Source organism: Bacteroides sp. 1_1_30, from assembly GCF_020982715.1.
GTDB classification, from domain to species: domain Bacteria; phylum Bacteroidota; class Bacteroidia; order Bacteroidales; family Bacteroidaceae; genus Bacteroides; species Bacteroides xylanisolvens.
The window spans coordinates 70118-92166 of record NZ_JAJKHN010000011.1 but is presented as its reverse complement, the minus strand read 5'-3'; the positions used below and the strand labels follow the sequence as shown (position 1 = coordinate 92166).

The following is a 22049-nucleotide window of genomic DNA, read 5'->3' as shown; positions in this document are numbered from 1 at the left end:
ATTTATGAGTACTCATTAGCATTTTATCTATTAATTTAAATTTATCAAAAATGAAAACTAAACCTTTTTTAAAATCGATGGCATTAGTGATTTGTTGCTTAACTTCTTTTGTATTGGTATCATGTGATAAGGATGATGATAAGCCCAATTTAAAAATCAGTCCTAATAAAGTAGAAGTTGCAGTTGGTAAAACGGTTACTGTGTCTGTTAGTAATGGTACTGCACCATATACGACGAAATCAAGTGATGCAAAAATCGCAGTTGCGAAATCAGATAAAAATGCGATTGTAATTACCGGTGTAAAAGATGGTTCAGCAATGATAACTATTACGGACCGGAAGGGAGTTACAGGAAAAGTTGCTGTAACTGTAAGAACTGTAAAAGAGACCCCAAAAACTCCAAAAGGACTGGATTTTGATAAACAATCTATTACTGTGAGTGTTGGAAAAGATGGTATAGTAACAGTAAAAGGTGGTGCACAGCCATATTCTGCCGTTGCGAAAGATGTCAATATTGCTACGGTATCAGTCAAGGAAAATAAAGTCAACATAAGAGGAGTTAAGGCAGGAAAAACTACTATTACAGTTACAGATAAGGATAAGAAAACGGGAACTATCAATGTGACGGTTAAATAGTTTTCTTTTTTTTCTAATTTTATTGTAATGCATAGCGAGTGAGACGAAGATAATTTCGTTATATACTGCTATGCATTTACAATAAGTCTTTGTATATAATGATCTTGCGAGTTATAATTAACCTCAAATTATATGTTAAATATTTTAAATTATGAAATTGATTAAATTGCATTTATTGGTAGCAGCCATGATAATAGTAACATCAGGCTGTGTTGGATCTGGGAAGAAATATAAACAACAAGAAAATAGTGCTGCCGGAGTAGTGGATAGCAAAAACAAAGATTGTTATGGCACCTATGAAGGCATATTACCTTGTGCCGACTGTGGTGGCATCAAAACGACATTGAAAATTAATAGTGATGCAACTTATGATTTGCGGAGTGAGTATCTGGGTGAGGAGAATGGTATTTTTGAAGAGAGCGGTGTATATAATATGATAGGCGAAAACATCATTGAACTGGTTACTCCTTCATCGGGTGCCAAAACATATTATAAAGTTCTCGACGACGCAGTGGTCTTGTCTGACAGTACGGAAATCTTCAACAATAGCGGGCGGCTCGCAGCACAATATATATTGAAAAGACAGTAATGTTTATGTGTGATAGGACATGTGATTTGTTTAAGGTAGGAAATTTTAACATAAAAAGGTGCCTATTATTTCTTGTCTGTATAATGTTATTAGTTGCTTGTGGTGAGAATGATCCGATTGAATCCCGGAATCGACATCCCAGGCAACAGGAAGAATCTCATAGTGAACAATCCGGATCAGTTCCCGCTGTGGCTAAAGAGGATGTTGCAGCTTATTTTAGATTTGATATGTCTAGAGATATAAATGTTGCGTTAGGACTTGTTGAAGCACAGAAAGAGACGCTGCAGATAAACGGGAAAATGATAAAAATAACTGAGGCTGTAGTGAAAAGGAAAGATTATCAAAAAGGCTCATTTGTGCTATATGTTACAGGCACGGTAAATGGTTCACCTTTTAAGAATGAATTCACTTTTACCGGCTTTGTGAGCAAACCTGACGATTATCAAATGGTTAATGGTGCACAAGCTGAGTGGAAAGCAAATGCTGATTATTATGCAAAGCTTGATTTTGATAGCTTTTACAGATTACATAAAGTGAACATGTTTACAATTGAGAATTTAGGCCGGTTAGTGGACTTTTATTCTATAAATGTAGGGGGAGAAAAATATCTTTTTACTCTGGAAGATCTTGAGAAGACGGTTCTTGAAGATATAAAATATGAGCAAAATCAGCTTTCTTTCTATCTTAGGTACAATAATAGTAGGTCTAAAAAAAGAATATCACTTCTGTTTGACAAGAATAAATATTATGAAGGAAAGGTTACTGTAAATACAGATTTTATAAAACAGAAGTATATGAGAGGGATATATGAAAATCCATCTCTATTTAATGGTCACATTTTTTCATATGATGAAAGTGCGTATGCTGTGGAAATCAGTACAACTCTGAAAGAAAAAAGCGACACAGGCAACATGCTTACACTACATTTAAGCATGTATGCAAAGGGTAATGGTGGCTTGTTGCTTGCAGAATTTGATAAAATATTCACCGGTTTTAAACCCTTAAGTGAATTGAAGAATGAGTTGATAGCCTACTCAACACCGGATTTGCATGAGTTTGTGAAAAATAAACTTAAGAATAGTAATTATGGTGATGTGAAAAATAAGTTTTCCAATTCTATAGATAGATGGATACAGTATGTGGAATTTGTAATTAAGGATCATGATTCATTGCAATGGGAAAAGAATAAATGGAGCAAGAACGTCTTGAATGGTCTCTTTTCTTCTGTAAAGGATATATATTTGGATAATGTAAGATTTGAACTTAACTCCGCCCAATTAAAGGAGATTGGCGGAAAGCGTTTTTTGTATATTGTTTTTCAAATGATTGGTGCTAATGATTTGGTATTGACGAGTGACGCTATTCTTTTTAATATGTCCATACACATACCTTCTTCGTTATAAAATGATTTGTGACAAATTGATCCGGTCCAATATTGTGTTTATATTTAAATTGAAATTCACAATGATATCTAAGACAAAAATATTCCTTTTTTTTCTTGCAAGAGCTTTATTTATTAATGCACAACAATAAGAAAAAAAGAGGAAGTAAAAAATGATTCCGTTTACTAACTTCAGGAGGGTAGTAGTAGCCTCTCTCGACCAATAAATATAAAAAAATCTTTCTATTGGAATGAAGACAAGATAAAAGCTGGCATATCTGTACAAGGAAATTGGCGTAACCAAAACTTTCCAGGTACACTTCCGCAAAGAAAGAATATGGTAACCGGAACATTTGAACGCGATTTCGACATCAATCCTTTCTCTTATGCTTTGGGAATGAGCCGTACTTTGCGTCCTCGAAATATCAACGTGAACTGAAGTATTATCGTAACAATTGGACACCGTTCAATTTTAAACGAATTTAAAAACAATTATATGAGAATCGAAGTACTTGATTTTAAAATAATAATGCTCATCGGTCAAAACTTATCAAGAGATCATTACTGAATATTTTCTGGGAGAAGAATCATTTTGGTTTTAGGGGCATCTTACACAGGCCCTCCAATATGAACAGGAATAAAAATAGGAAGATTTATTATAGCCTGTTATCATACAGCCGGTAACGATGTGTCGATTTATTTGATTCCCATATCAAAATAATCGGGACAATATATTTAATCGTACTTGATCGTAAAATCATCATTTATAGGTATTGCGTACAATTATGCAATCTGCTATCTTTACAATCTAATGGATAATGCAAGAAAAAAGCGGAAATACAGAGCCATAGTGGCATGCTTATTGTTGCTGACTATGATGCCTTTCTTCTTTGTGAAAGCCTTTCATGTTCACAAAGAAGATTTATGTATATCTCATGATGAGCAACAATCTTCCCATCATGATTCTGCCGATAAATGTGCTATCTGCCTGTTCACTTTATCTTCATTTACCGAAGCCGAGAGCTTTGAGTACAATTGCGTTCAGACAGAGAACCCCGTTGAATATCTTATCCAAAAGGAGAAGGACATTACTGTTACTTTTCCCCTATTGTCTCTCCGCGCTCCTCCTGTCCAACTATTACAATCCCTCTCATGGGTTGCATGCATTATAAGATGACATGTGAAAGAGGGATGCTGTGCCCTTTGGTTATCTTAAACAATTTATAACTTCATTACAATTTTCGTAAAGTATGACATTTCATGCATATTTCCAATATGTGTGTCTATTCATTGTCTGGCTGTGTGCAATATCTCCTACAAGGATGTATGCACAGAAATACCGACAGCAATCAGATACACATAGGACACTGTTGGTTGTAGATAAGGAAACCGGACGTCCGATTGAAGGAGCTTACATCTTATTGGAGAATCAACCCCTTGCCAGTTCAACCGGAGGAAGAATCATTATCCCTTGGAAGACAAATTCCAAGGATACAGTTCTTGTACAGAGTTTGGGCTACAAATCTCAATATATATATTTGAGTGAGGCATTCAAAAAGGTGAATATTCAAACAGTATATCTTTATCCGGAGATAAAAATTCTGGAAGAAGTCATTATTACCGGTGAGTGCTCCGGAGTGACTCGGAATACGGTAAGCAACAACCTTACTTCCTTCGCAATCAATCGCGCATTGGGAACTTCTCTCACCTCTCTGCTTGAACAGGTCAGTGGCGTAAGTTCCATCAGTACGGGGACGACAGTTGCCAAACCTGTCATCCAAGGAATGTATGGCAACCGGATATTAATCATAAACAATGGTTCCCGCCAGACAGGCCAACAATGGGGAGTTGATCATGCTCCTGAAGTGGATATGAACGGAAACGCTTCCATTCGGGTGATAAAAGGTTCTGACGCGGTACGATATGGTTCAGAAGCTTTGGGAGGAATTATTGTCATGGAACAGGCTCCCTTACCCTTCCGGAAGAAGGCCTTGAAAGGAAAGACTTCCATACTTTATGGAAGTAATGGTCACCGTTATGTGCTGACCGGACAGTTGGAAGGCACTTTCCCTTTTCTCCGTGACCTTGCCTGGCGAGTACAGGGGACATATTCAAATTCCGGAGACCGTTCCACCGCAAACTATCTTCTAAATAACACTGGAGCCAGAGAACATCATACCTCCGCTTTACTCGGCTATGACCGTGGACGTTTAAGAATAGAAGGATTCTACAGTCACTTTTACAACCGGACGGGAGTAATGTTCAGTGCCCAGATGGGAAGTGAAGATCTGCTGGCAGAACGTATCCGATTGGGACGTCCCCTGTACACAGATCCTTTCACGCGAAGTATCGCATACCCATATCAAAAAGTTACCCATCAGACAGCCATTGGTAAAATGAAGTTCAGTATGCGGAACGCAGGAAATCTTTACTGGCAAAGTTCCTGGCAGAAGGACGACCGACAGGAAAACCGCATCCGGCGTCTGGGTTCCGACATTCCAGCTGTTTCCCTGCACTTAAACTCATTACAAAACTCTCTCTGCTGGAAATTGAATTATAATTCATGGCAAACAGAGGTTGGGGGACAAATTATGTTCATTGATAATCACAGTCAGGCAGGAACAGGTATTGTTCCCGTTATTCCCAACTATACGGAGACACAGATGGGAATATATGGTATCGGGAAGTATAATTACAGTAAAGGAGGAATTGAAGCAGGTATTCGTTTTGACGGACAGGAAACCCGTGCCAGTGGTTATGACTGGACAGGAAGTCTCTATGGAGGAACAAGAAAGTTCAATAACGTATCATACAGTCTGGGAGGTCATCATCATTTCTCTGACCAATGGAAGCTCACCACTAATTTCGGGCTGGCCTGGAGAGCTCCTCACGTGTATGAATTATATAGCAACGGAAATGAACTCGGATCCGGAATGTTTGTCAAAGGAGATTCTACCATGCACTCCGAAAGGAGCTATAAATGGATATCTTCCATCAGTTACAGCAATAAGGTATTCAGTGCCCGAATGGACGGTTACCTGCAATGGATAAGCGGCTATATCTATGATGAACCGAAGAAAGAAACCATCACTGTTATTTCGGGGGTATACCCTGTATTCCAATACAAACAGACCCCGGCTTTCTTTCGCGGAATGGATTTTGACTTTCACTTCATGCCCATAAATTCATGGGATTATCACCTGATTGCTTCTTTTATACGGGCAAATGAACAGACGACAGGAAATTACCTTCCTTATATCCCCTCTTCCCGTTTCAGCCATGACCTCTCATGGCTTCACGAAACCAAATCGCATTCCAAATTACGTTTGAGTATCAGACATCGATTCGTGGCAAAACAGACCCGGTTTGACTCGAATACGGATCTTATTCCCTATACCCCTCCGGCATACCACCTCTTGGGGTTCGCTGCTAGCTTTGAGTGTCCTGTAAAATACGGATACAAACTACAATTCATGATAGCGGCAGACAATATCTTGAACAAAGAATATAAAGAATACACTAACCGTTCACGCTACTATGCACATGACATGGGATCTGATGTACGTTGTGTAGTGAACTGGAGTTTTTGATTTATAACAATTATTATTAACCAAATAAATAAAAAATGAAAACAAATGTATGTAAAATCGCATTGATGTTCCTGATAGGAACAGCTCTTTCGTTGTTGTTCAATTCATGCAGTAAAGATCCTGTAATTCCTGAAAATGAGACAGATAATAAATTGCATGAAGATCCTTCCAAAATGACTATCCGTCTTGTGGAATGTCACCTGCATGCAGACTGGAATGAAATACAGAAAGTCGGTGGACCTCACCAGAATCCGGAATCTCCGGCCAAGCACATGAAACGTATTCAGGAAATAACTTATGAGCTGAAAGCCGGCAAGGGTTGGAGGCTTGCCGAAGGCAGTCAAAGCAAGTTCTACGTGCAGAAAAATGGAGACTACTATACTTATGGGAAATACACCCCGGCTCCCGTTTATTTGATGTTCATCTATTACTATAACGCCAAAGGAGATTTGATGAACAGCCAGTTTATAGAAAACGGGCAGGATAATATTCATCAACATTTCTTCACGCCTGAAAATGTAAAACCCACATTTGACGGTCAGCCGGAAGCCGATGACAATGAACCGCAGAAATTGGTGGATTATCTTTATGTGGACACTACCCCCTGGGACAAGACCAAACATAGCAAGGAAGCTGAAATAACAGGAGACAGTAACCCGATAGGTTTGAAAGGAGTTATCCGTTTTTTGAAAGACCGTAAGGAATTCGACCTGAAAATTCGTCTTTATCACGGCTACAAATCCAAGGGCAATCCGGAAACAGGTACTTTTGATCCGTTCTATAAACCTTCCGGAATATTGATCCAGCGTGGTACATGGGATATCAACCTAAACATTCCGGTAGTGGTGTTCTGGAGCCGTGAAGAGACTGTGGGGGTAGACGAAGACACGAACCCCGAAGGGGTGGAAGAAGACGGGCTTGATGAAAAAAGTAATCGTGCCATACATTCAATTATGGGAACCTTCAATCTTACATGGAAAGAAGCGCTTGAAGAGTTTATAATTTACACTTATAAGTCAGGGGATGTGGAAGCCGGAGCGATTTGGCTTTGAAAATCGGTTTGGACTGCCATAAGTAACCATAAAACTGCCTGTTGTGACATTGGTGCCGGTATTGTTTCAACAGGCAGTTGTTCCTGTTAAACCGTTTCATCTTTTTTTGCAAGAATGAAACGGAAACAAGTGCCATTCGGCAGTGCCTCCAATGAGAACTGCCATAGGGCATTGAAAAGAAAATCATCTCGTGTTATAAACGATTAAATTCATGCTGTTTATTAGAATATTCAATATATTGTGAGATAATGAGTCATAATATTGTAAGATTATAAGAGGATTTGATTCTATGAATATCAGGAAATGGTTATTTACAATTCACATTTAAGATAAAATAGAGATTTTACAATGGAAGGCTATAATAAAAAAGTAATAATGAGTTATTGGACAATTTGCAGGATGAAAACAACGAAAAAAATCTACGTAAAGGTTAGCATTATCTTTTTATTGGGAGGAATTTTACTTTTTTCTTCATGCGAGAAGGAGGAAAATCAAAAGATAGAAGCCAACCGGAAAACATTATTCATGTATTTGCCATGGTCCTCAAATTTGACGAACTATTTTTATAATAACATATCTGACCTGGAAAAATGTATAACGAAAATAGGGCTGAACAATGAGAAAGTAATTGTTTTTATTTCTACCGGTAGTACGGAGGCCATGATGTTTGAAATTGTGTCTTCTCACGGGAGATGTAAACGTGAAATACTTAAAAAATATAAGTCTCCGCCTTTTACGACAATCGATGGGATAACAGCAATTTTAAATGATGTAAAGGCATTTGCTCCGGCTTCTGTTTATACCATGATTATAGGATGTCACGGTATGGGATGGCTTCCTGTTTATGAGATGAAAGTGCGTTCCGCACCTCACATGAAAATGCATTGGGAATATCAGGGTGTTCCATTGACACGTTATTTTGGAGGACTGACCGCCGAATACCAAACAGATATAAAATCTCTAGCCTCCGGTATTGCTAATGCAGGCATGAAAATGGAATATATTCTATTTGATGACTGTTATATGTCATCTATAGAGGTTGCCTATGAATTAAAGGATGTTACAAAATATTTGATTGGTTCTACCAGTGAGATGATGGCATACGGAATGCCTTATGCCGCTATTGGGGAATATTTACTGGGGAATCCCGATTATCAATCGGGATGTGAAGAATTTTACAATTTTTATTCAACCTATGAAATAATGCCTTGTGGGACATTAGCAGTAACGGACTGTTCAGAACTGGAGAATATGGCAGCCATCATAAAAAGTATCAATAGTAAATATTCTTTTGACAAATCCCTGAGGGGAACAATCCAACGTTTAGATGGTTATACTCCTGTAATATTTTATGATTTTGCAGATTATATAACCTCACTCTGTAACGATCCTATATTATTAAACCAATTTAGAGAGCAGCTAAATCATCTTGTTCCATATAAAACCCATACAAAAAATTTCTACACTATGGCCAAAGGTATTATTCCTATCAATACATTTTCCGGTATAACAACATCCGATCCGAGTGACAATCCTATGACTGTGCTGAAAGAAAATACATTATGGTATAAAGCAGCGCATAATTAAAGTTGATAATAAGATGAAGAATACTAAACTCCCAAGCCTGCATATTTTATAACTTTTTGGTTATTGTCTGTTTTTGGAAATGGTATATATAGGAATTGAGAACTATCATGCAGGGAATCATGCAAAAAAAGTATTTATGGTTTCTGTTGAGATACAAAGAATGTAATAATAATTATATTTCTTCTAATAAAAGCTTTCCGCATCGAAATGTGTTTGTTACTCCTAATATTCGCAATATGAAATATAAAATTATAATTGGACTATCAGCTATTCTCTATTTTACAGGTTGTTATAACAGGGAACAGACCCCTCGCCTTAGTGAGGCTGAAAAGCTAATGCAGAACAACCCGGATAGTGCATTAGCAATACTACAAAAACTCAAACCAGAAGGCAACCGGGCTGAACAGGCCAGATATGCATTGCTCTATTCCGAAGCTTTGGAAAAAAAACAAATGAAAGTTACTGACGATTCATTGATCCGCCAGGCTTGGCAATATTATAAACATTACCCCAAAGATTTACGTCACCAGTGTAAAACTCTATATTATTGGGGAAGAATTAAATTACGCACAGGTGATAAACCGGGAGCATTACGTCTTTTTCTCAAAATAGAAGAGAAACTGACAGATACCGATGAATCTTATTACAAAGGGCTTTTATACAGACAGATCGGTGAAGTATATTATAAACAAATGAACTACAGCCGGGCATATCATTATTTCCACGAAGCCAGAAATAATTTCCGCCAATCGGGTGATATCCAGGAGGAGACAAAGGCAACCCTTGACATGGCAGCCGCTACTTTTCACTCAAAAGATATAGAAAAAGCAATAAGGCTGTATTCGGCGGCTCTTGACTTGGCCGATGAACATAATAACAGTAATCTGATAGAAGTCAGCCTTACTAATCTTGCATCACTATATGTGATATCCAAACGGCATATATCCAATGACCTGTTACAGCGAATCGAACTTTCCGCCCGACAGGATACGGTATATGGATATCACACATTGACAGATGTAAGTCTTTTGAAGAATCATATAGACAGTGCACGGTATTATCTGGAGCTTGCAAAGGCGCACACTACTGATATTTGCGACATGGCAGAACTACAATACACTGCATACCATATCGAAGCGCAGGCTAAAAATTTTGAAAAAGCAACGGACAATGTACATCGCTATATCTACTTGAACGATTCAATAATGCGCTCAAACATGCAATTCTCCGCCGGTATGGTCGAGCGGGACTATTTTAAAGAGCGAACAAAATTCGCCCAATACAGAATGAAAAACCGGACTGTCTGGGAAATAGCTATAGCAGCCGCTACCTTTTTTATTATTGGAATTGCCTGGTATATCGTCCGCCAACGTTTACGCATGCAACGTGATCGTACCAACCATTATTTGTTATTGACAGAGAAAGCCAATTCCGAGTACAAGGCTCTTACTGAACGCGTGAAAGAACAGCAGACTACGGAAAGTTATTTAAGAGGATTGGCTGCTTCACGCTTTGACATTGTCGATAAACTTGGAAAGACCTACTATGAACGTGAAAATACAACATCGCAACAGTCAGTCATATTTAATGAAGTAAAGCAGATAATTACAGATTTTGCAGAAAACAATGGCATACTGCAAGAACTGGAAAAAATCGTAAACACTTGTCATGACAATGCCATGTACAAGCTCAAGGAAGATTTTCCAACTATGAAAGCTTCCGACACCAGGTTATTATGCTATATTTTTGTAGGATTTTCACCGCAAGTAATTAGCTTATTCATGAAGGATACGGTGGCTAATGTATACGCTCGCAAGTCACGGCTCAAATCACGTATTAAATCTACGGAAACAGCTAATAAAGAATTATTCTTAAGCCTTCTGGGATAGGTATTTCAACTTTATACTAGGTTCCAATGACTAATGCATCATCCGGTAATTAAATCTAGAATATGTTCAGATTGTTTTTGCCATAATACCGGAATGATGTAATTGTAGAATGGTTTTGTCATGGAGGTAAGCCATAACAGGTTTAATTCTCCTGGGAGGTATGTCCGGAAAGTATGAAGATGCTTTCATTATAATATCTGTTACTATTCCAGTCAATTGTCAGAAACTTATTGATTGCCCTATATTTTTTAAGGTTGTAAATCATCTGTTAGCGTCGTGTTAGAAAAATAAGAAGAACGAAGTCTTTATGTTTTTGTATTATAATGTTTTATGCAATGCGGACGTTAGATTTGTGGTTTCATTTTGTAACTCGTGATTTATGTGTTATTACTTTTGCAACCAGGAAAAACAAAACAGATGTGATAATATAAAACTGTTTCTTGTTCATTAAAATACTTCATTTTTACAGGTTGCACGTAGAATAAGAACAGTCTTATTATGATGACACAGCTTTTCATCCGTTTACTTTGGGTGCATGTTTTGTTTATCCACTTAAAGTTTGAGTTATCCTAGTTTGAATTATGAATTTGAATAGAAAAAAGTACTTTTTATGTTTTGCCTGTGTCTTGGCCTGCCTTGTGTATTCAGACAAGGTTTCCGCGCAGTTTTATTCTGTCAGAACCAATCTGGTGGGTTTAGGTACGGGGAATCTGAATGTGGAGGGTTCCATGGCTTTTTCCACGCATTGGTCCGCCCATCTTCCCGTACAGTACAATCCTTTCCGTCTTTGGGATGACGGCAAGCTTAAAAACTTCACAGTCCAGCCTGGTGTGCGTTATTGGATGCGCGAAACTTACGGAAGGGGTTGTTTTATCGGGCTCCACGGTGTGTTCTCCATATATAATGCGGGTGGTCTGTTCGGACATCGCTACCGTTACGAAGGCACAGCTTTCGGCGGCGGGCTTTCTGCGGGGCTGGTGCGCCCCCTTTCGCGTCGCTGGAATCTGGAGTTCGAACTGGGTCTCGGTGTTGTCTGGGCCGACTGGGAACGTTACCGTTGCGTGAACTGCGGTAAGCGTACCGGCAAGGGCTCCGGTGTCTATGTGACACCCACACGTACCGCCGTTAATCTGGTTTATCTTTTCTGAAACCATCTTATCTGTTGAAACAAGATATAAAAAGTTGAATGATGAATAAGTATCTCAAATCCCACATAACGGCCGCCGCTTTCTGCGCGGGAGTGTTACTGGCCGTGTCCTGTTCCACTTCCCGCGAACCGCGGACTATGCGGCTGTTTATGCAGTCCGGCCGTCCTAATATTTTTCTTCCCCACGAGGAGAGCGCACCTTCCGGAGTGCTTGCCGAACAGGTGGGGTTCACCACTTCTTCGGACACTCTTCCCGGTGAGTTCGAAGAGGTCTCCGACAGTACGGATGACGTATGGAAAACCATACACCTGGGCGGTGTTGACATCGTCGCTGCACGCACGGTCGTCAAGCAGGTCACCATGCGGGAAGGTTCCGTGCGTTTGGAATTCAATATCCATGTCCCTTCCCTCCTGATTGACAGTTGCTGGCGTGTCACACTCACCCCGATGCTCTGCACCTCTGACAGTTCAGGCTTCCCGCTACCACCTGTTGTGCTTTCCGGTTCTTCCTTTACCCGCATGCAGGAAGCGGACTATAAGGCGTACAGGCTGTTTCTTAATGGAATTGTCGATCCTTCGGCTTATGATAGTGTGTATCTTGACCGTAAAGGCATCAATAAGGATATCGCCTGCCGGCAGAGGTTCTTCTATGAACTTTACGGCAAGGAGCGCGACCGTCAGCTTGCCTACGAGAAGTGGAAACGCCTTGCCCTTGAACGCCAGAATTTCTGGAACACGCGTACGCAGGCCAACCGTGCGACACTCCGTCACCGCCTGGAACGCAAGCGGATCGAAGAAAGCGTACGGCGCTATGTGGCTGGTCGTGACACGCTCGGGTTGTGGGCCTCCTATGACCGTAAATATCATCGTACGGCCTCCTTTTGGCCGATGTACCGGCTGGAACGCGAGCTTACCGCCGATCGTGTACCTTCGAAATTCCGTGACCTTTATAACGGGGGGGCGCAGCCTGTCCAACATACACAACTATGTCCTCACCGCCACCGATTCGATGGACATCTCCCGCCACCGTTATTTCTACGACCGGATTGCCGAAAATGAGATGAATGACCGTAACCGTGATGAAATCCGCCGGCGTATGATTCCCTTCCCCTATATCGACTCCGTGATGGTCCGCCAGAATTCGGATTCAGTTTCCGGACATGATTATATCTACAACTATGTATATTCTCTGCCCGTCACCGATGGAATGAAAAAGCTCCGTGTGCGGCTAGAGTCTATCGTGGAAGCCACCGACCGCAGCACATGGCGGCCTGCCGCCTCGGACACGCTGCTCTTCATTGTGGCCTCGCTTAGCGACCTGGTTGACCGTTCCGCTCTGGACCAATATGTCATAGCTTCTGCGGAGACAGACTCTCTTGCGGCAAGCGGTCCCGTATATACTCCGCAGGGAGAAGAGTATGCCGAAGCCTTGCGGCTCCTTTCAGAGCGACAATACCGGCAAGCCTTGCCGATATTGGAAAAACGGCCTGACTATAACACCGCCCTTTGCCTGACACAGCTCGGTTATCATAAAGAGGCTTCCGCTCTTTTAGACCAGTTACCCGTAGATTCCCGCAAGGAATACCTGCATGCTGTGGTAAGCGCCCGGCAGGGCGATGATTACTTAGCAGTGGAACATATGCTTGCGGCCTGCCGCATGAATCCCAATCTTGTCCTGCGTATTCCCCTGGATCCGGAACTGTCGGACCTCATTCCCAAGTTCTTCGGGCTCCGTATGGAACTGGACAGGATAGCGGAAGGGAAATAGTAAAAAGTAGAAAGAACAAAACAGGAAAAAAAGTATAAGTACGAATTAAATATTAACAAGTGTTTTATTAGTGTTTATTTTTTTATTAACAATTTAATTACAATGATTATGAAAAAAAGTTTGTTAAGCGTGTTTACAATGGTTGCTATGGCTGCAGCATTCACCGCGTGCAGTAACGATGACATCGAAGTGCCTGACGTAAAGAACGGGGAAGCGAGAAGCGTATTCATGAAGCTGGAGTTGCCGACGCTGACGAGATCGACCGAGCCTCCTGTAGCCTCGGGAACGGTTGCTACGGTAAGTAATCTGCATGTATACTTCCATGACGGGACCAGCATTCTGAAATATGTGAACGCGACTACAACCACTCCCATCACGATTGCGAATCTGACTACCGGTACCCAAATAACGGATGTACCCGCGGCGGCTACCACTGTAACGGTATGTGGTAATATTCCTGCCGGAACTTCATTGCCTACAGGTGGAACCGTAGCTGCATTGAAAGCTGTACAACTGGAAATCACAAGCCAGTCTGCAGTTGCGGATGTGGTGTTGAGCGGCGATGACAAACCCCTGCAGACATGGACTACCGGTAGTCCGGCCCTGCCTTATGCCCCTGGAATAACGGACGGTGACAAGTATGCCGAAGTGGAAATCGGTCCTGCCGTGGCACGTGTCGAAATCGAAGGTCTGGCGACTACGGCCTCCAGTGCGGTGGATGGTTTTACGCTGGAAGGAATCTATGTGAATAACTTCTTTGAAAAGTTCAACCTGGCCGGTACCGTTGTGGGAACGAAAGTACAATATGGTGCTACTCCTGCTGCCTATGCTCAAGGACAGGGGCTTTACACCCCTGCTAACGCTGGAAAACTCTTTGACCAGTCTGCCGTCGCTGCTACAGGTATCCCAAAGGAAGTCATTCCGCCAACTGCAGGGCAACGTTGGGCATATCAGGTTGTTCCTAACGGTAACAGTACTGACGCGAACGAGCAACTCCAGCTCGTATTTAAGTTGAGTAATTTGGCTGCTAAGGCCGGCAGCAGCGTGAATTTCGGCACAGGTGACCAGTTTATCACCGTGAGAGGATTCAAAGATGGCAGTGGCAATATTGTAGAACTGGAAAAAGGAAAGATTTATACTATCTCGAAAGCCGACTTTACATTTGACGAGAGCAACCTTTCCACAATACCTAATACCAGTGCTGTCAGCGTTTGGTTGAAGGTGACGGTAAAAGCCTGGACGGTCGTTCCTGTCAAGCCTAATCTCTAACTGTCATACCATCAAGGTATATTGTATTTGTTTGTTTCTTTTACAAGTCCGTTTGCGTAGAGGAGATTTTTAGCTCATTTTACTAGTTCACCAGTTCCTCTCGCACGGCGGAATGTAAGCAGGTCGTGGGTGTCTTTTGCCCTGACCTCACGACCTGTATTTCTATAACCTGTTAAATCATAACACGTATATTCATATAAAGTCATAACCACAGTTATTCACCTAAAAGATACTACGCATGAAATTGTATAAAGCTATACGCTTCCTGATGCTTTCCGGTATTTTAACCTTAGTCTTGTCGAGGTGCATCAGGGAGTCCCTGGAGGGCTGCCCTCTGGATACCCTGTTACGATTTACCTACAAGCCTCGCGGCTCTGCCGCTGACCTTTTCGGAGAGCGTGTTCAGAGGGTGAGGCTGTGTGTGTACCGTCCCGATGGCAGTATTGAGCATATGCAGACGCTGGAGAAGAGTGAACTTGACCGTTTGCAGGGTGTTGAGATGTATCTGCCGCAGGGAAACTACACTGTCGTGCTCTGGGCGAATGCTTCGGATGCACAGACCAAGCTCGGCGGCTTTTCCGAAGGAGAAACCATAAGGAACCTTTCCGCCTCACACCCGCATGCGGAGACTTCCGCTTCCATCCCCACGCTTGATCGGCTTCTTTTCGCTGTCACGCCACTTACGGTCAGTGAGCACGAGACTGGAGACCATACTGTCAATTTCAGCCCCGGCACTATCCGTGTAAGTCTTCACCTTGATGGTGTGAGCGTGCAGCCTGTGGTACACATCACGGGCATGGAGTCAGCCTTGCGACCGGTGTTCGACGAAACCTCGGGCACATGGCGTCTCCAGTCCGTAAGCCGGAACAAGACATTCCAGCCTGCCGTAGCATATGATGTCACCAACCGCCATGCTAATGCCACGACTGACATCCCCCGTTTCAAGGCCGATACCCCCGGCATGGTGGAAATTATCGATCCCACCACGGGAAACCATATCGTGCCCCCGATTTCGTTGGCAGGGCTTATTGCCCGCTACCACATACCGATGGAGGAAGATATTGAAGTAACCATTCCTATCGAGATTACCTTTACAAACGGTCATGCGAAAATAACGATCAGGAATTGGGAAAATCAGAATGTAAAACCCGGAGGAGTGTAAAAAACGCACCGGTCAATCATGAAATGCAAATCATAAAACAATATATTATGCCAAGTAGTTCAATCATCATACCGTTCCGCAACCTGCTGTCGGTCCTGTTATTACTGCCGCTCGTACTTTCGTGCCGGCAAGACGAACTCATTCTTCCTGTTCCGCCCGTGTCCGGCAAAGGTGAGACGGCCGAAGTGACACTTTCTGTCAGGATTCCCGATTTCCGGGCGGCGAATACTCGTGGTGTAGACGAGAAAGGGATAACAGAGATTACCGTACTGATGTTTGCCGATGAAGGCGGTACGGAGAAAGTCAAGGTGAAATATGATATTCTGGGCAGCTCGTTGCATACACTTTCAGGCTCTTCGGATACGAAATACTTCTCTGTGCCCGTTATTGCGGGCAGATACAAACGTATAGCTCTCATAGCTAATGCCCAAACAGAACTGGCAAATATAACAGCCGGTTCCACCTATGATGCTCTTAAGCAAGTGGAAGTCGTGGGTAGGTTCGGACAAGAAGGTACGGGCACATACATACCCATGTACGGCGAGCATGCCCCGGCGGGAGGCTTTGAACTGAAAGCCGGTGTGTCGCAAACCATTGCGCAGGAAATACCGCTTATCCGCATGCTGGCGAAGGTGGATATCATCAATCCTACAACTTCGGGAGCCACGACAGCTGCGGGAAAGGTTTACTTCGTCAATTCCGTAGGCAACGGACGCGTTTGGGTAGATCTTGCTACATACAATACCACCGCTTCACAGTCGGGATACATGACTCCCACACTGCCTGCCACATCGCAGCCAGCAGTCAGTGGCGGGCACCCGCTTGAGGGAACTGCAAACACCGCATCTCCGAATGTCATCACTTATTATTTGAATGAACAGTCGGCTATCTCCGGCGGCAGCCGTCCTTGTATAGTTATAAATCTTGCCTATCAAGGAAGAGAATACTACTACTGAATGGATTATACATGGGACGGTATCAAGGGCGGTGGCACGAGTCCTTACGAAAAGGGTAAATACATGCCCATTCTGCGCAACCACCGCTATATTTTCACCATCAAGGAAGTGAAAGGGCCGGGGTTTGCCACTTTGAACGAGGCTGTAACCAGCCCGGACAACTTTACCAACCATAACATCGTAGTAGTGCCCATCGTGATAGACGCATTCACAGATATAACGTTCAATGAATCGGGGCATTTCTTGGCAGTGACCCGAACGGCGATGACACTTCAAGGCAAGCACGATGCCACAAGCACACAGAACAAATTTTCTGTGCGCACCAATTACCCCAGTGGGTGGAAGGTCGGTGCCTATAATGCCGACGGAACAACAATTTCAGTTTCTAATTCATGGCTGAAACCCAGTCAAAACAGTGGGGCGGCTGGCGCCACTCTCACCAATCCGGTTACGGAGGAATTGCAGGCCATCACGAATGGCAAGGGATTCAAGGATGGTTATCTGTAGATACGGGCTGGACGACTTTATACTAAAATCAATATTAAGCAGATCGGTACGCCTTTGGATTATGTTGCCGAATATAACCTCGCCGGTGGCTCTATCTATAATTCTCCTTTCATTTCTTCCGTTCCTCCGGGTATTTCTCCCACTGCAGCCCAGACTGACCCTAATCTTCATTGGGCTTCGAGCCATAGCAATGACCAATCCGGTTATTATAATTGGTACGTGCTCACAGGAGAGAATAATGATACTTACAATCCAAATGCCAAGAAGCTCTTTGATGATGTCTTTTTTAAACTGGGGCATCCCGGTTATGGTTACCACCTGCCTTCCCGCTGGGAGTTGACGGGCGTTTTCTCCTACAGCGGTAATACCCAATATGATTCCCCTACTAATACTTCTAATGTCAACGAGGCTATTGAGTTCGGTGGCATCAAAAAAACTTTCGCCAACGATTATTTCTCTTCGGGTAACGGTGTTTGTTACGCTCTGCGTTTCAAACAAGGTACCGGTAATCCTATCGATGATTCTTCCCTATCCGATTTCCCTCTTGCTACTGATAATAATATGGTTTGTGCTTACCGTTACACCCGCGTGGGTTCGTTTGCCAACCATGACTTTACTTCCCTATTGAAAGTGGATTGTGTTTACTTGGGCAGCGCATTTACAGGAAACATTAGCACTATCAATAATGATTCTTGGTGGGATAGCCATACTTCCGAGGCTGTCGTTCGTATTTTTCCGGCTGCCGGTTATATCTCCTTCCCAACGTTCATTTCGAGTGGTTTGCTCGAAGCCCGAGGCGAATATGGTCGGTATTGGTCGAGCACGGAGTTTCCCAGCCTCCTCGGCAATGCTTGGAACGTGTCTTTCTACTCGTACTCTGCGTTCGCGAACTACAGAGACGTTAAACACCACGGGTTTTCCGTTCGTCTGTTCGCCGATAAATAAGTAAGACGGTATATGACCGATGCAATTTAGTTTGTAAGAAAGTTGATATAAAAAATAGATATATTACTAAAAAAAGAAGAAAAATGAATATAGGATTTCAGACTTCCGGTTTATCCGGTTTCACCCGTGTGGCATATCTGTGGAGGCGACATGCCTCAGCTGTGCTGTGGATTGCAATGGCGGCGCTCCTTCCGACCGCTTGCAGTGATGATGCGGAGCAGTCGGTGCCGCAAGCGAACGGACATACAGCCGTTATTTACCTGAACTTTAAAACCGGTGCTTCAAAACAGGCTGCTGAAATGAACACCTCGCAAAGTTCCGAAACGCGTGCGCCGCTGACACGTGCTATAGATGAAAATGGAATCAATACTGTAGATGTACTTTCATTCAAGGTTGATCCTGCAGATCCTACGAATATAAAGAAAGGTACATTCTTCTACCGTGCACAGGGTACATACGATATCGGCACACAAACCGTACGTGTACAGCTGATGGGAGCTCCCGAACATCAGACACTCGTGGTGCTTGCCAATGTCCGTGAGCAGGTGAATACCCTTGCTGCTGCATTCGGAGAACAGAAAGAGGGGGTAATGAACCGCCTGGCATTCGATGTCGGAACGGATGCCGCACCCGACTTTACGAATGGCATACCCATGTGGGGCGAGCTTCCCAACCAAGCGGTGGGCGAAGGTTTCTCTCCCTCTGGCGCTCCCCAAGAGGTGACGATGATACGTGCGGTAGCTAAGTTCACGCTTATCAATCCTCTTGAATCCGACCTAAAAGGCTTTTTCTATTATTACAACGATCTGCGGCTGTACAATTACCGGGCAAAAGGACGCATTGCACCGGACAACTATAATGTGACGGGCAAGCAAGTGAATACTCCCACCGTACCCGTCGGGGCACGGCAGACACGGGGTACATTCACCTCATTGAACAGCGATGTGTCACCCGGGAATATCGGTATTTTCAACGGCTCACAAAAGACGTTCTACCTGTGCGAGGTGGACAACAAGAACCGCCCCTCGGGCGGGAATGCGCTGGACGACCTTTGTCTGGTTATGCACGTGAAGCCGTATCTCACCGGCTCTAAGCCGTCGGTAGACGGTTACTACCGCCTCGACTTCAAGGACTACGGTTCGGGAGTGCCGATGGATATTCTGCGTAATCATGAATATAAAGTACAAGTGGAAAGTGTGGACGGGTTGCCGGCCCAAACTCCCGAGGAAGCTTTCAAAGGAAACCATACCCTTAAATGCCGTATCGTGCCGTGGAACGAGGTACAAGAAGAAGTAATAGTACGAGGGAACAAACGGCTGACGGTGGACAAACGGGTGTTCGCTTTTGACGGTGATATCCAAATAAGTGTCGCTTCATTACCCGTAAATATAACTACAGAGAATACCAATTGGCAAATAACCGGAAAACCTTCATGGATTTCACTCAGCCAAACCTCGGGTACAGCGGGAGTACCAGCCACGGTTACTATTTCGGCAAACAGTAAGAACTTTACCCAGAATATGCGTAGTGCTGTCCTTTCCATACGAACAGGAAATTCTGCTAACGAATTGGAATATCGTTTGCATGTAAGCCAGCAACCGGCTTGTGGTTTCGGAAATTCCATGAAACTTATGCGTATCGGTGGCAGTAACTATCAGACTACCCGTATGGGTAATGGTGGTGTTTGTTGGATGATAGACGCCAGTAGGGAAGGAGGTCCTAATATGGCTGCTCGTCCTCGTTCATATTCTTTGGCACCAGCTATGGTCGGACCCATTTATTATGGCAGTATTCCCCAACGTGCCTGCCCCGATGGCTGGCGACTCCCTACGGCTTGGGAGGTTATTAATCTGATACAGTCTATAACAGGCTCTTATCCTGTTGTATTTACTCGATTGATAGAAAGCGGTGCGGGAATAGCTAAGTCTTTTCCAGCCATATCTGCCCCCGATGGTGGATATGAAGAAGGCGTTTTAGCTATCTGGACACAAACTCCAATGATATATTCATCACCTCAACGACATTCTCCTGCCTCTGTATTACATACAGGAATATATTGGAATCCTGATATCGGAGCTGGAAAAACAGCGCCCACATATAGGGTTAATCGTAATAGATGGGCCTTAATGCATGGTGCCGGTAATGACATTCATAGTCCGGCCGGGTTACCTGCAGGGTTTAATGAATATTATGGTTATCATTATCTGCTGGGCGGTAGTGTCCGTTGTGTGCATGACCAGTAATTTAACCATTAAACAAACAGCACCATGAAACGATCAACTGTTTTAGTCTTTTTGTTTGGACTGTTTTTGGGGGGCTGTGGCAGTTCCCGTCAGGGCGGTGAAGAGGCGGAAGTTGTGCGACATTACGAATGTCTGCTGCGCGCCCTTGCAACAGATGATTCATAACTCTGGCGTTATTTTCATCTATTACATCTTGATATTCACTTCTTTCTATTACTCTGCCATTTTGATTTTGAGTACATTTTTCTCTTATTGAGCAATTTACACAAGCTGATGTTTTATATACTTTTGATCTATAATTGGGACGGATTCTCCATTTCCCTGTTGTTGTCATTTGTTCTCCACAAGGGCAGATATAATAATCTCCGTCATTTATATAATGAAATTCAGCCAGTGGTATGGAATTCGAATTAGGTGATGTTGATGGCATAGGCGATGAATAAGTACATATTCCTGAATATTTACAGGCTTGTAGTTGGTCGCCGCTAGTATAACCGGCATCGCTAAGTGTGTTGAACGAATCTAATTGTAGTAGTTCCTGGACGGTCAATGCCGCTGTTGATAGTTCTCTTTTATCAGTTGATGCTCCAATATGAGAGTGAACCAATAATTTGTGTTTACTATCAAAGGCTGCTTGAACCGCATATTCAACTCCTGATACATTATTGGTTAACATTAATGCTCTTGAATCTTTGTCTGTTAGACTTATTTGAGTATCATTACTATTCTTCAATTCCGTATCAAGAGTTTCGTATTTCTTACGCCTGTCTTGTTGTAATTTAATCTTAGATTTAAGAAGTTCTTTTTCTTCTTCTTTATCAGTCTTATCTAAAGCTACTTCAAATTCTTCAATACGGTTATCTATATATTCAAGATGTCTGTCTATCTTCTTTTGTGTATAATTGTTTCTGAGACTATTTTGGGCAAATATCTTGAAAGAATCTATACCTATGGTTTCGCCTTCTATCAGACCCATATCCTTTAGCATAAGGACAAACTGCCTAAAGACTTTTCTAAAAGCCTCCGCATTATTTTTTTTTTAATAAGCAATTGTCCGAAAAGAGGGCATTAAGCCTCCTAATAGCCACCATAATTCCACATTTACTTTACAGGAAGTGTTCCAACTTTCTTGATGATCTTATTGAGTGCTTATAACCATATAAATACAATTTTAGTAATGTTGCAGGATTATACGGTGGTCTCCCTTCTGATTGAAGTTTGACATGTTTAAACCCAAGCTCATCTATAGGCAAGATATCCACAAATAAATCGATAAGCCTGCTCATCACCAAGAATGTTTTTCTCATAATCCAATAACTTTAGAAATTA

20 protein-coding genes and 1 pseudogene are annotated in these 22049 nt (G+C 42.7%); 18 read left to right on the top strand and 3 right to left on the bottom strand.

Going from position 1 to position 22049, the window contains the following annotated elements; genetic code table 11:
- Positions 1–50: 50 nt before the first annotated feature.
- From LPH68_RS04655 to LPH68_RS04610, 10 genes and pseudogenes are all read left to right on the top strand, one after another.
- Positions 51–635 carry a pilus assembly protein N-terminal domain-containing protein gene (locus LPH68_RS04655; RefSeq protein WP_004318691.1) on the top strand — a complete coding sequence of 195 codons (585 nt, stop codon included), beginning with the start codon at positions 51–53 and terminating at the stop codon, positions 633–635.
- Between the two features lie 151 nt (positions 636–786).
- Positions 787–1224 (top strand): copper resistance protein NlpE, encoded by a 438-nt coding sequence (locus LPH68_RS04650; RefSeq protein WP_004318689.1) that lies wholly within the window; start codon positions 787–789, stop codon positions 1222–1224.
- On the top strand, positions 1224–2627 hold the full coding sequence (locus tag LPH68_RS04645; protein ID WP_004318688.1) for a hypothetical protein: 1404 nt from the start codon (positions 1224–1226) through the stop codon (positions 2625–2627). Before LPH68_RS04650 ends, LPH68_RS04645 begins: the two co-directional genes overlap by 1 nt.
- 204 nt (positions 2628–2831) lie before the next feature.
- Positions 2832–3131 (top strand): annotated as a pseudogene (locus LPH68_RS04640) (hypothetical protein); the annotation flags it as partial.
- A gap of 285 nt (positions 3132–3416) precedes the next feature.
- Positions 3417–3782: a hypothetical protein gene (locus LPH68_RS04635; RefSeq protein WP_008017067.1), complete on the top strand. Its 366-nt coding sequence runs from the start codon at positions 3417–3419 to the stop codon at positions 3780–3782.
- A gap of 73 nt (positions 3783–3855) precedes the next feature.
- Entirely contained in the window at positions 3856–6195 is a 2340-nt protein-coding gene (locus LPH68_RS04630; RefSeq protein ID WP_004318683.1) for a TonB-dependent receptor domain-containing protein, read from the top strand.
- Between the two features lie 35 nt (positions 6196–6230).
- Positions 6231–7247 (top strand): hypothetical protein, encoded by a 1017-nt coding sequence (locus tag LPH68_RS04625; RefSeq protein ID WP_004313753.1) that lies wholly within the window; start codon positions 6231–6233, stop codon positions 7245–7247.
- Between the two features lie 399 nt (positions 7248–7646).
- Positions 7647–8834, top strand: coding sequence for a clostripain-related cysteine peptidase (locus LPH68_RS04620; RefSeq protein ID WP_008771494.1), 1188 nt, complete (start codon positions 7647–7649; stop codon positions 8832–8834).
- Positions 8835–9070: 236 nt separating this feature from the next.
- Positions 9071–10723: a lipopolysaccharide assembly protein LapB gene (locus tag LPH68_RS04615; RefSeq protein ID WP_149935639.1), complete on the top strand. Its 1653-nt coding sequence runs from the start codon at positions 9071–9073 to the stop codon at positions 10721–10723.
- A 581-nt stretch (positions 10724–11304) separates the two neighbouring features.
- Positions 11305–11871, top strand: coding sequence for a DUF3575 domain-containing protein (locus LPH68_RS04610; protein WP_004318675.1), 567 nt, complete (start codon positions 11305–11307; stop codon positions 11869–11871).
- 7 nt (positions 11872–11878) lie between these two features.
- Here the strand turns inward: LPH68_RS04610 and LPH68_RS04605 are convergent, their stop codons facing one another.
- Entirely contained in the window at positions 11879–12175 is a 297-nt protein-coding gene (locus LPH68_RS04605) for a hypothetical protein (RefSeq protein WP_225680069.1), read from the bottom strand.
- 55 nt (positions 12176–12230) lie between these two features.
- On the opposite strand from LPH68_RS04605, the gene LPH68_RS04600 reads away from it, so the two are divergent.
- The 8 genes from LPH68_RS04600 (at position 12231) to LPH68_RS04565 (ending at position 20720) form a co-directional block, all read left to right on the top strand.
- Positions 12231–12929 (top strand): hypothetical protein, encoded by a 699-nt coding sequence (locus LPH68_RS04600; RefSeq protein WP_225680067.1) that lies wholly within the window; start codon positions 12231–12233, stop codon positions 12927–12929.
- Positions 12880–13638, top strand: a complete 759-nt coding sequence (locus tag LPH68_RS04595; RefSeq protein ID WP_004308152.1) for a hypothetical protein — start codon at positions 12880–12882, stop codon at positions 13636–13638. The genes LPH68_RS04600 and LPH68_RS04595 overlap by 50 nt, the downstream gene beginning before the upstream one ends.
- Positions 13639–13746: 108 nt before the next feature.
- Positions 13747–14907, top strand: coding sequence for a hypothetical protein (locus tag LPH68_RS04590; protein WP_004318672.1), 1161 nt, complete (start codon positions 13747–13749; stop codon positions 14905–14907).
- A gap of 238 nt (positions 14908–15145) precedes the next feature.
- The gene (locus tag LPH68_RS04585) at positions 15146–16069 is read left to right on the top strand and encodes a FimB/Mfa2 family fimbrial subunit (RefSeq protein WP_004308149.1); all 924 of its coding nucleotides are present in this window, start codon (positions 15146–15148) and stop codon (positions 16067–16069) included.
- A gap of 47 nt (positions 16070–16116) precedes the next feature.
- Positions 16117–17025, top strand: a complete 909-nt coding sequence (locus LPH68_RS04580) for a fimbrial protein (RefSeq protein ID WP_004308148.1) — start codon at positions 16117–16119, stop codon at positions 17023–17025.
- Entirely contained in the window at positions 17026–17532 is a 507-nt protein-coding gene (locus LPH68_RS04575; RefSeq protein ID WP_004308147.1) for a hypothetical protein, read from the top strand.
- Positions 17533–17586: 54 nt separating this feature from the next.
- A complete protein-coding gene (locus LPH68_RS04570; RefSeq protein WP_004308146.1) occupies positions 17587–18477 on the top strand; it encodes a hypothetical protein in 891 nt (296 codons plus the stop codon).
- 83 nt (positions 18478–18560) lie between these two features.
- Positions 18561–20720, top strand: a complete 2160-nt coding sequence (locus tag LPH68_RS04565) for a BACON domain-containing protein (RefSeq protein ID WP_151923149.1) — start codon at positions 18561–18563, stop codon at positions 20718–20720.
- A 1-nt stretch (position 20721) separates the two neighbouring features.
- Here the strand turns inward: LPH68_RS04565 and LPH68_RS04560 are convergent, their stop codons facing one another.
- Together LPH68_RS04560 and LPH68_RS04555 are read right to left on the bottom strand one after the other, a co-directional pair.
- Positions 20722–21696 (bottom strand): transposase, encoded by a 975-nt coding sequence (locus LPH68_RS04560; protein WP_224202418.1) that lies wholly within the window; start codon positions 21694–21696, stop codon positions 20722–20724.
- A gap of 130 nt (positions 21697–21826) precedes the next feature.
- A complete protein-coding gene (locus LPH68_RS04555) occupies positions 21827–22006 on the bottom strand; it encodes a transposase (protein WP_224263081.1) in 180 nt (59 codons plus the stop codon).
- Positions 22007–22049: the final 43 nt, after the last annotated feature.

Bases quoted from the DNA above. Each gene is read 5' to 3' on its own strand.
- LPH68_RS04655 (WP_004318691.1), top strand. From the start codon at position 51: ATGAAAACTAAACCTTTTTTAAAATCGATGGCATTAGTGATTTGTTGC.
- LPH68_RS04650 (WP_004318689.1), top strand. From the start codon at position 787: ATGAAATTGATTAAATTGCATTTATTGGTAGCAGCCATGATAATAGTA.
- LPH68_RS04645 (WP_004318688.1), top strand. From the start codon at position 1,224: ATGTTTATGTGTGATAGGACATGTGATTTGTTTAAGGTAGGAAATTTT.
- LPH68_RS04635 (WP_008017067.1), top strand. From the start codon at position 3,417: ATGGATAATGCAAGAAAAAAGCGGAAATACAGAGCCATAGTGGCATGC.
- LPH68_RS04630 (WP_004318683.1), top strand. From the start codon at position 3,856: ATGACATTTCATGCATATTTCCAATATGTGTGTCTATTCATTGTCTGG.
- LPH68_RS04625 (WP_004313753.1), top strand. From the start codon at position 6,231: ATGAAAACAAATGTATGTAAAATCGCATTGATGTTCCTGATAGGAACA.
- LPH68_RS04620 (WP_008771494.1), top strand. From the start codon at position 7,647: ATGAAAACAACGAAAAAAATCTACGTAAAGGTTAGCATTATCTTTTTA.
- LPH68_RS04615 (WP_149935639.1), top strand. From the start codon at position 9,071: ATGAAATATAAAATTATAATTGGACTATCAGCTATTCTCTATTTTACA.
- LPH68_RS04610 (WP_004318675.1), top strand. From the start codon at position 11,305: ATGAATTTGAATAGAAAAAAGTACTTTTTATGTTTTGCCTGTGTCTTG.
- LPH68_RS04605 (WP_225680069.1), bottom strand. From the start codon at position 12,175: ATGGTTTTCCATACGTCATCCGTACTGTCGGAGACCTCTTCGAACTCA.
- LPH68_RS04600 (WP_225680067.1), top strand. From the start codon at position 12,231: ATGCGGGAAGGTTCCGTGCGTTTGGAATTCAATATCCATGTCCCTTCC.
- LPH68_RS04595 (WP_004308152.1), top strand. From the start codon at position 12,880: ATGGACATCTCCCGCCACCGTTATTTCTACGACCGGATTGCCGAAAAT.
- LPH68_RS04590 (WP_004318672.1), top strand. From the start codon at position 13,747: ATGAAAAAAAGTTTGTTAAGCGTGTTTACAATGGTTGCTATGGCTGCA.
- LPH68_RS04585 (WP_004308149.1), top strand. From the start codon at position 15,146: ATGAAATTGTATAAAGCTATACGCTTCCTGATGCTTTCCGGTATTTTA.
- LPH68_RS04580 (WP_004308148.1), top strand. From the start codon at position 16,117: ATGCCAAGTAGTTCAATCATCATACCGTTCCGCAACCTGCTGTCGGTC.
- LPH68_RS04575 (WP_004308147.1), top strand. From the start codon at position 17,026: ATGGATTATACATGGGACGGTATCAAGGGCGGTGGCACGAGTCCTTAC.
- LPH68_RS04565 (WP_151923149.1), top strand. From the start codon at position 18,561: ATGAATATAGGATTTCAGACTTCCGGTTTATCCGGTTTCACCCGTGTG.
- LPH68_RS04560 (WP_224202418.1), bottom strand. From the start codon at position 21,696: ATGGGTCTGATAGAAGGCGAAACCATAGGTATAGATTCTTTCAAGATA.
- LPH68_RS04555 (WP_224263081.1), bottom strand. From the start codon at position 22,006: ATGAGCAGGCTTATCGATTTATTTGTGGATATCTTGCCTATAGATGAG.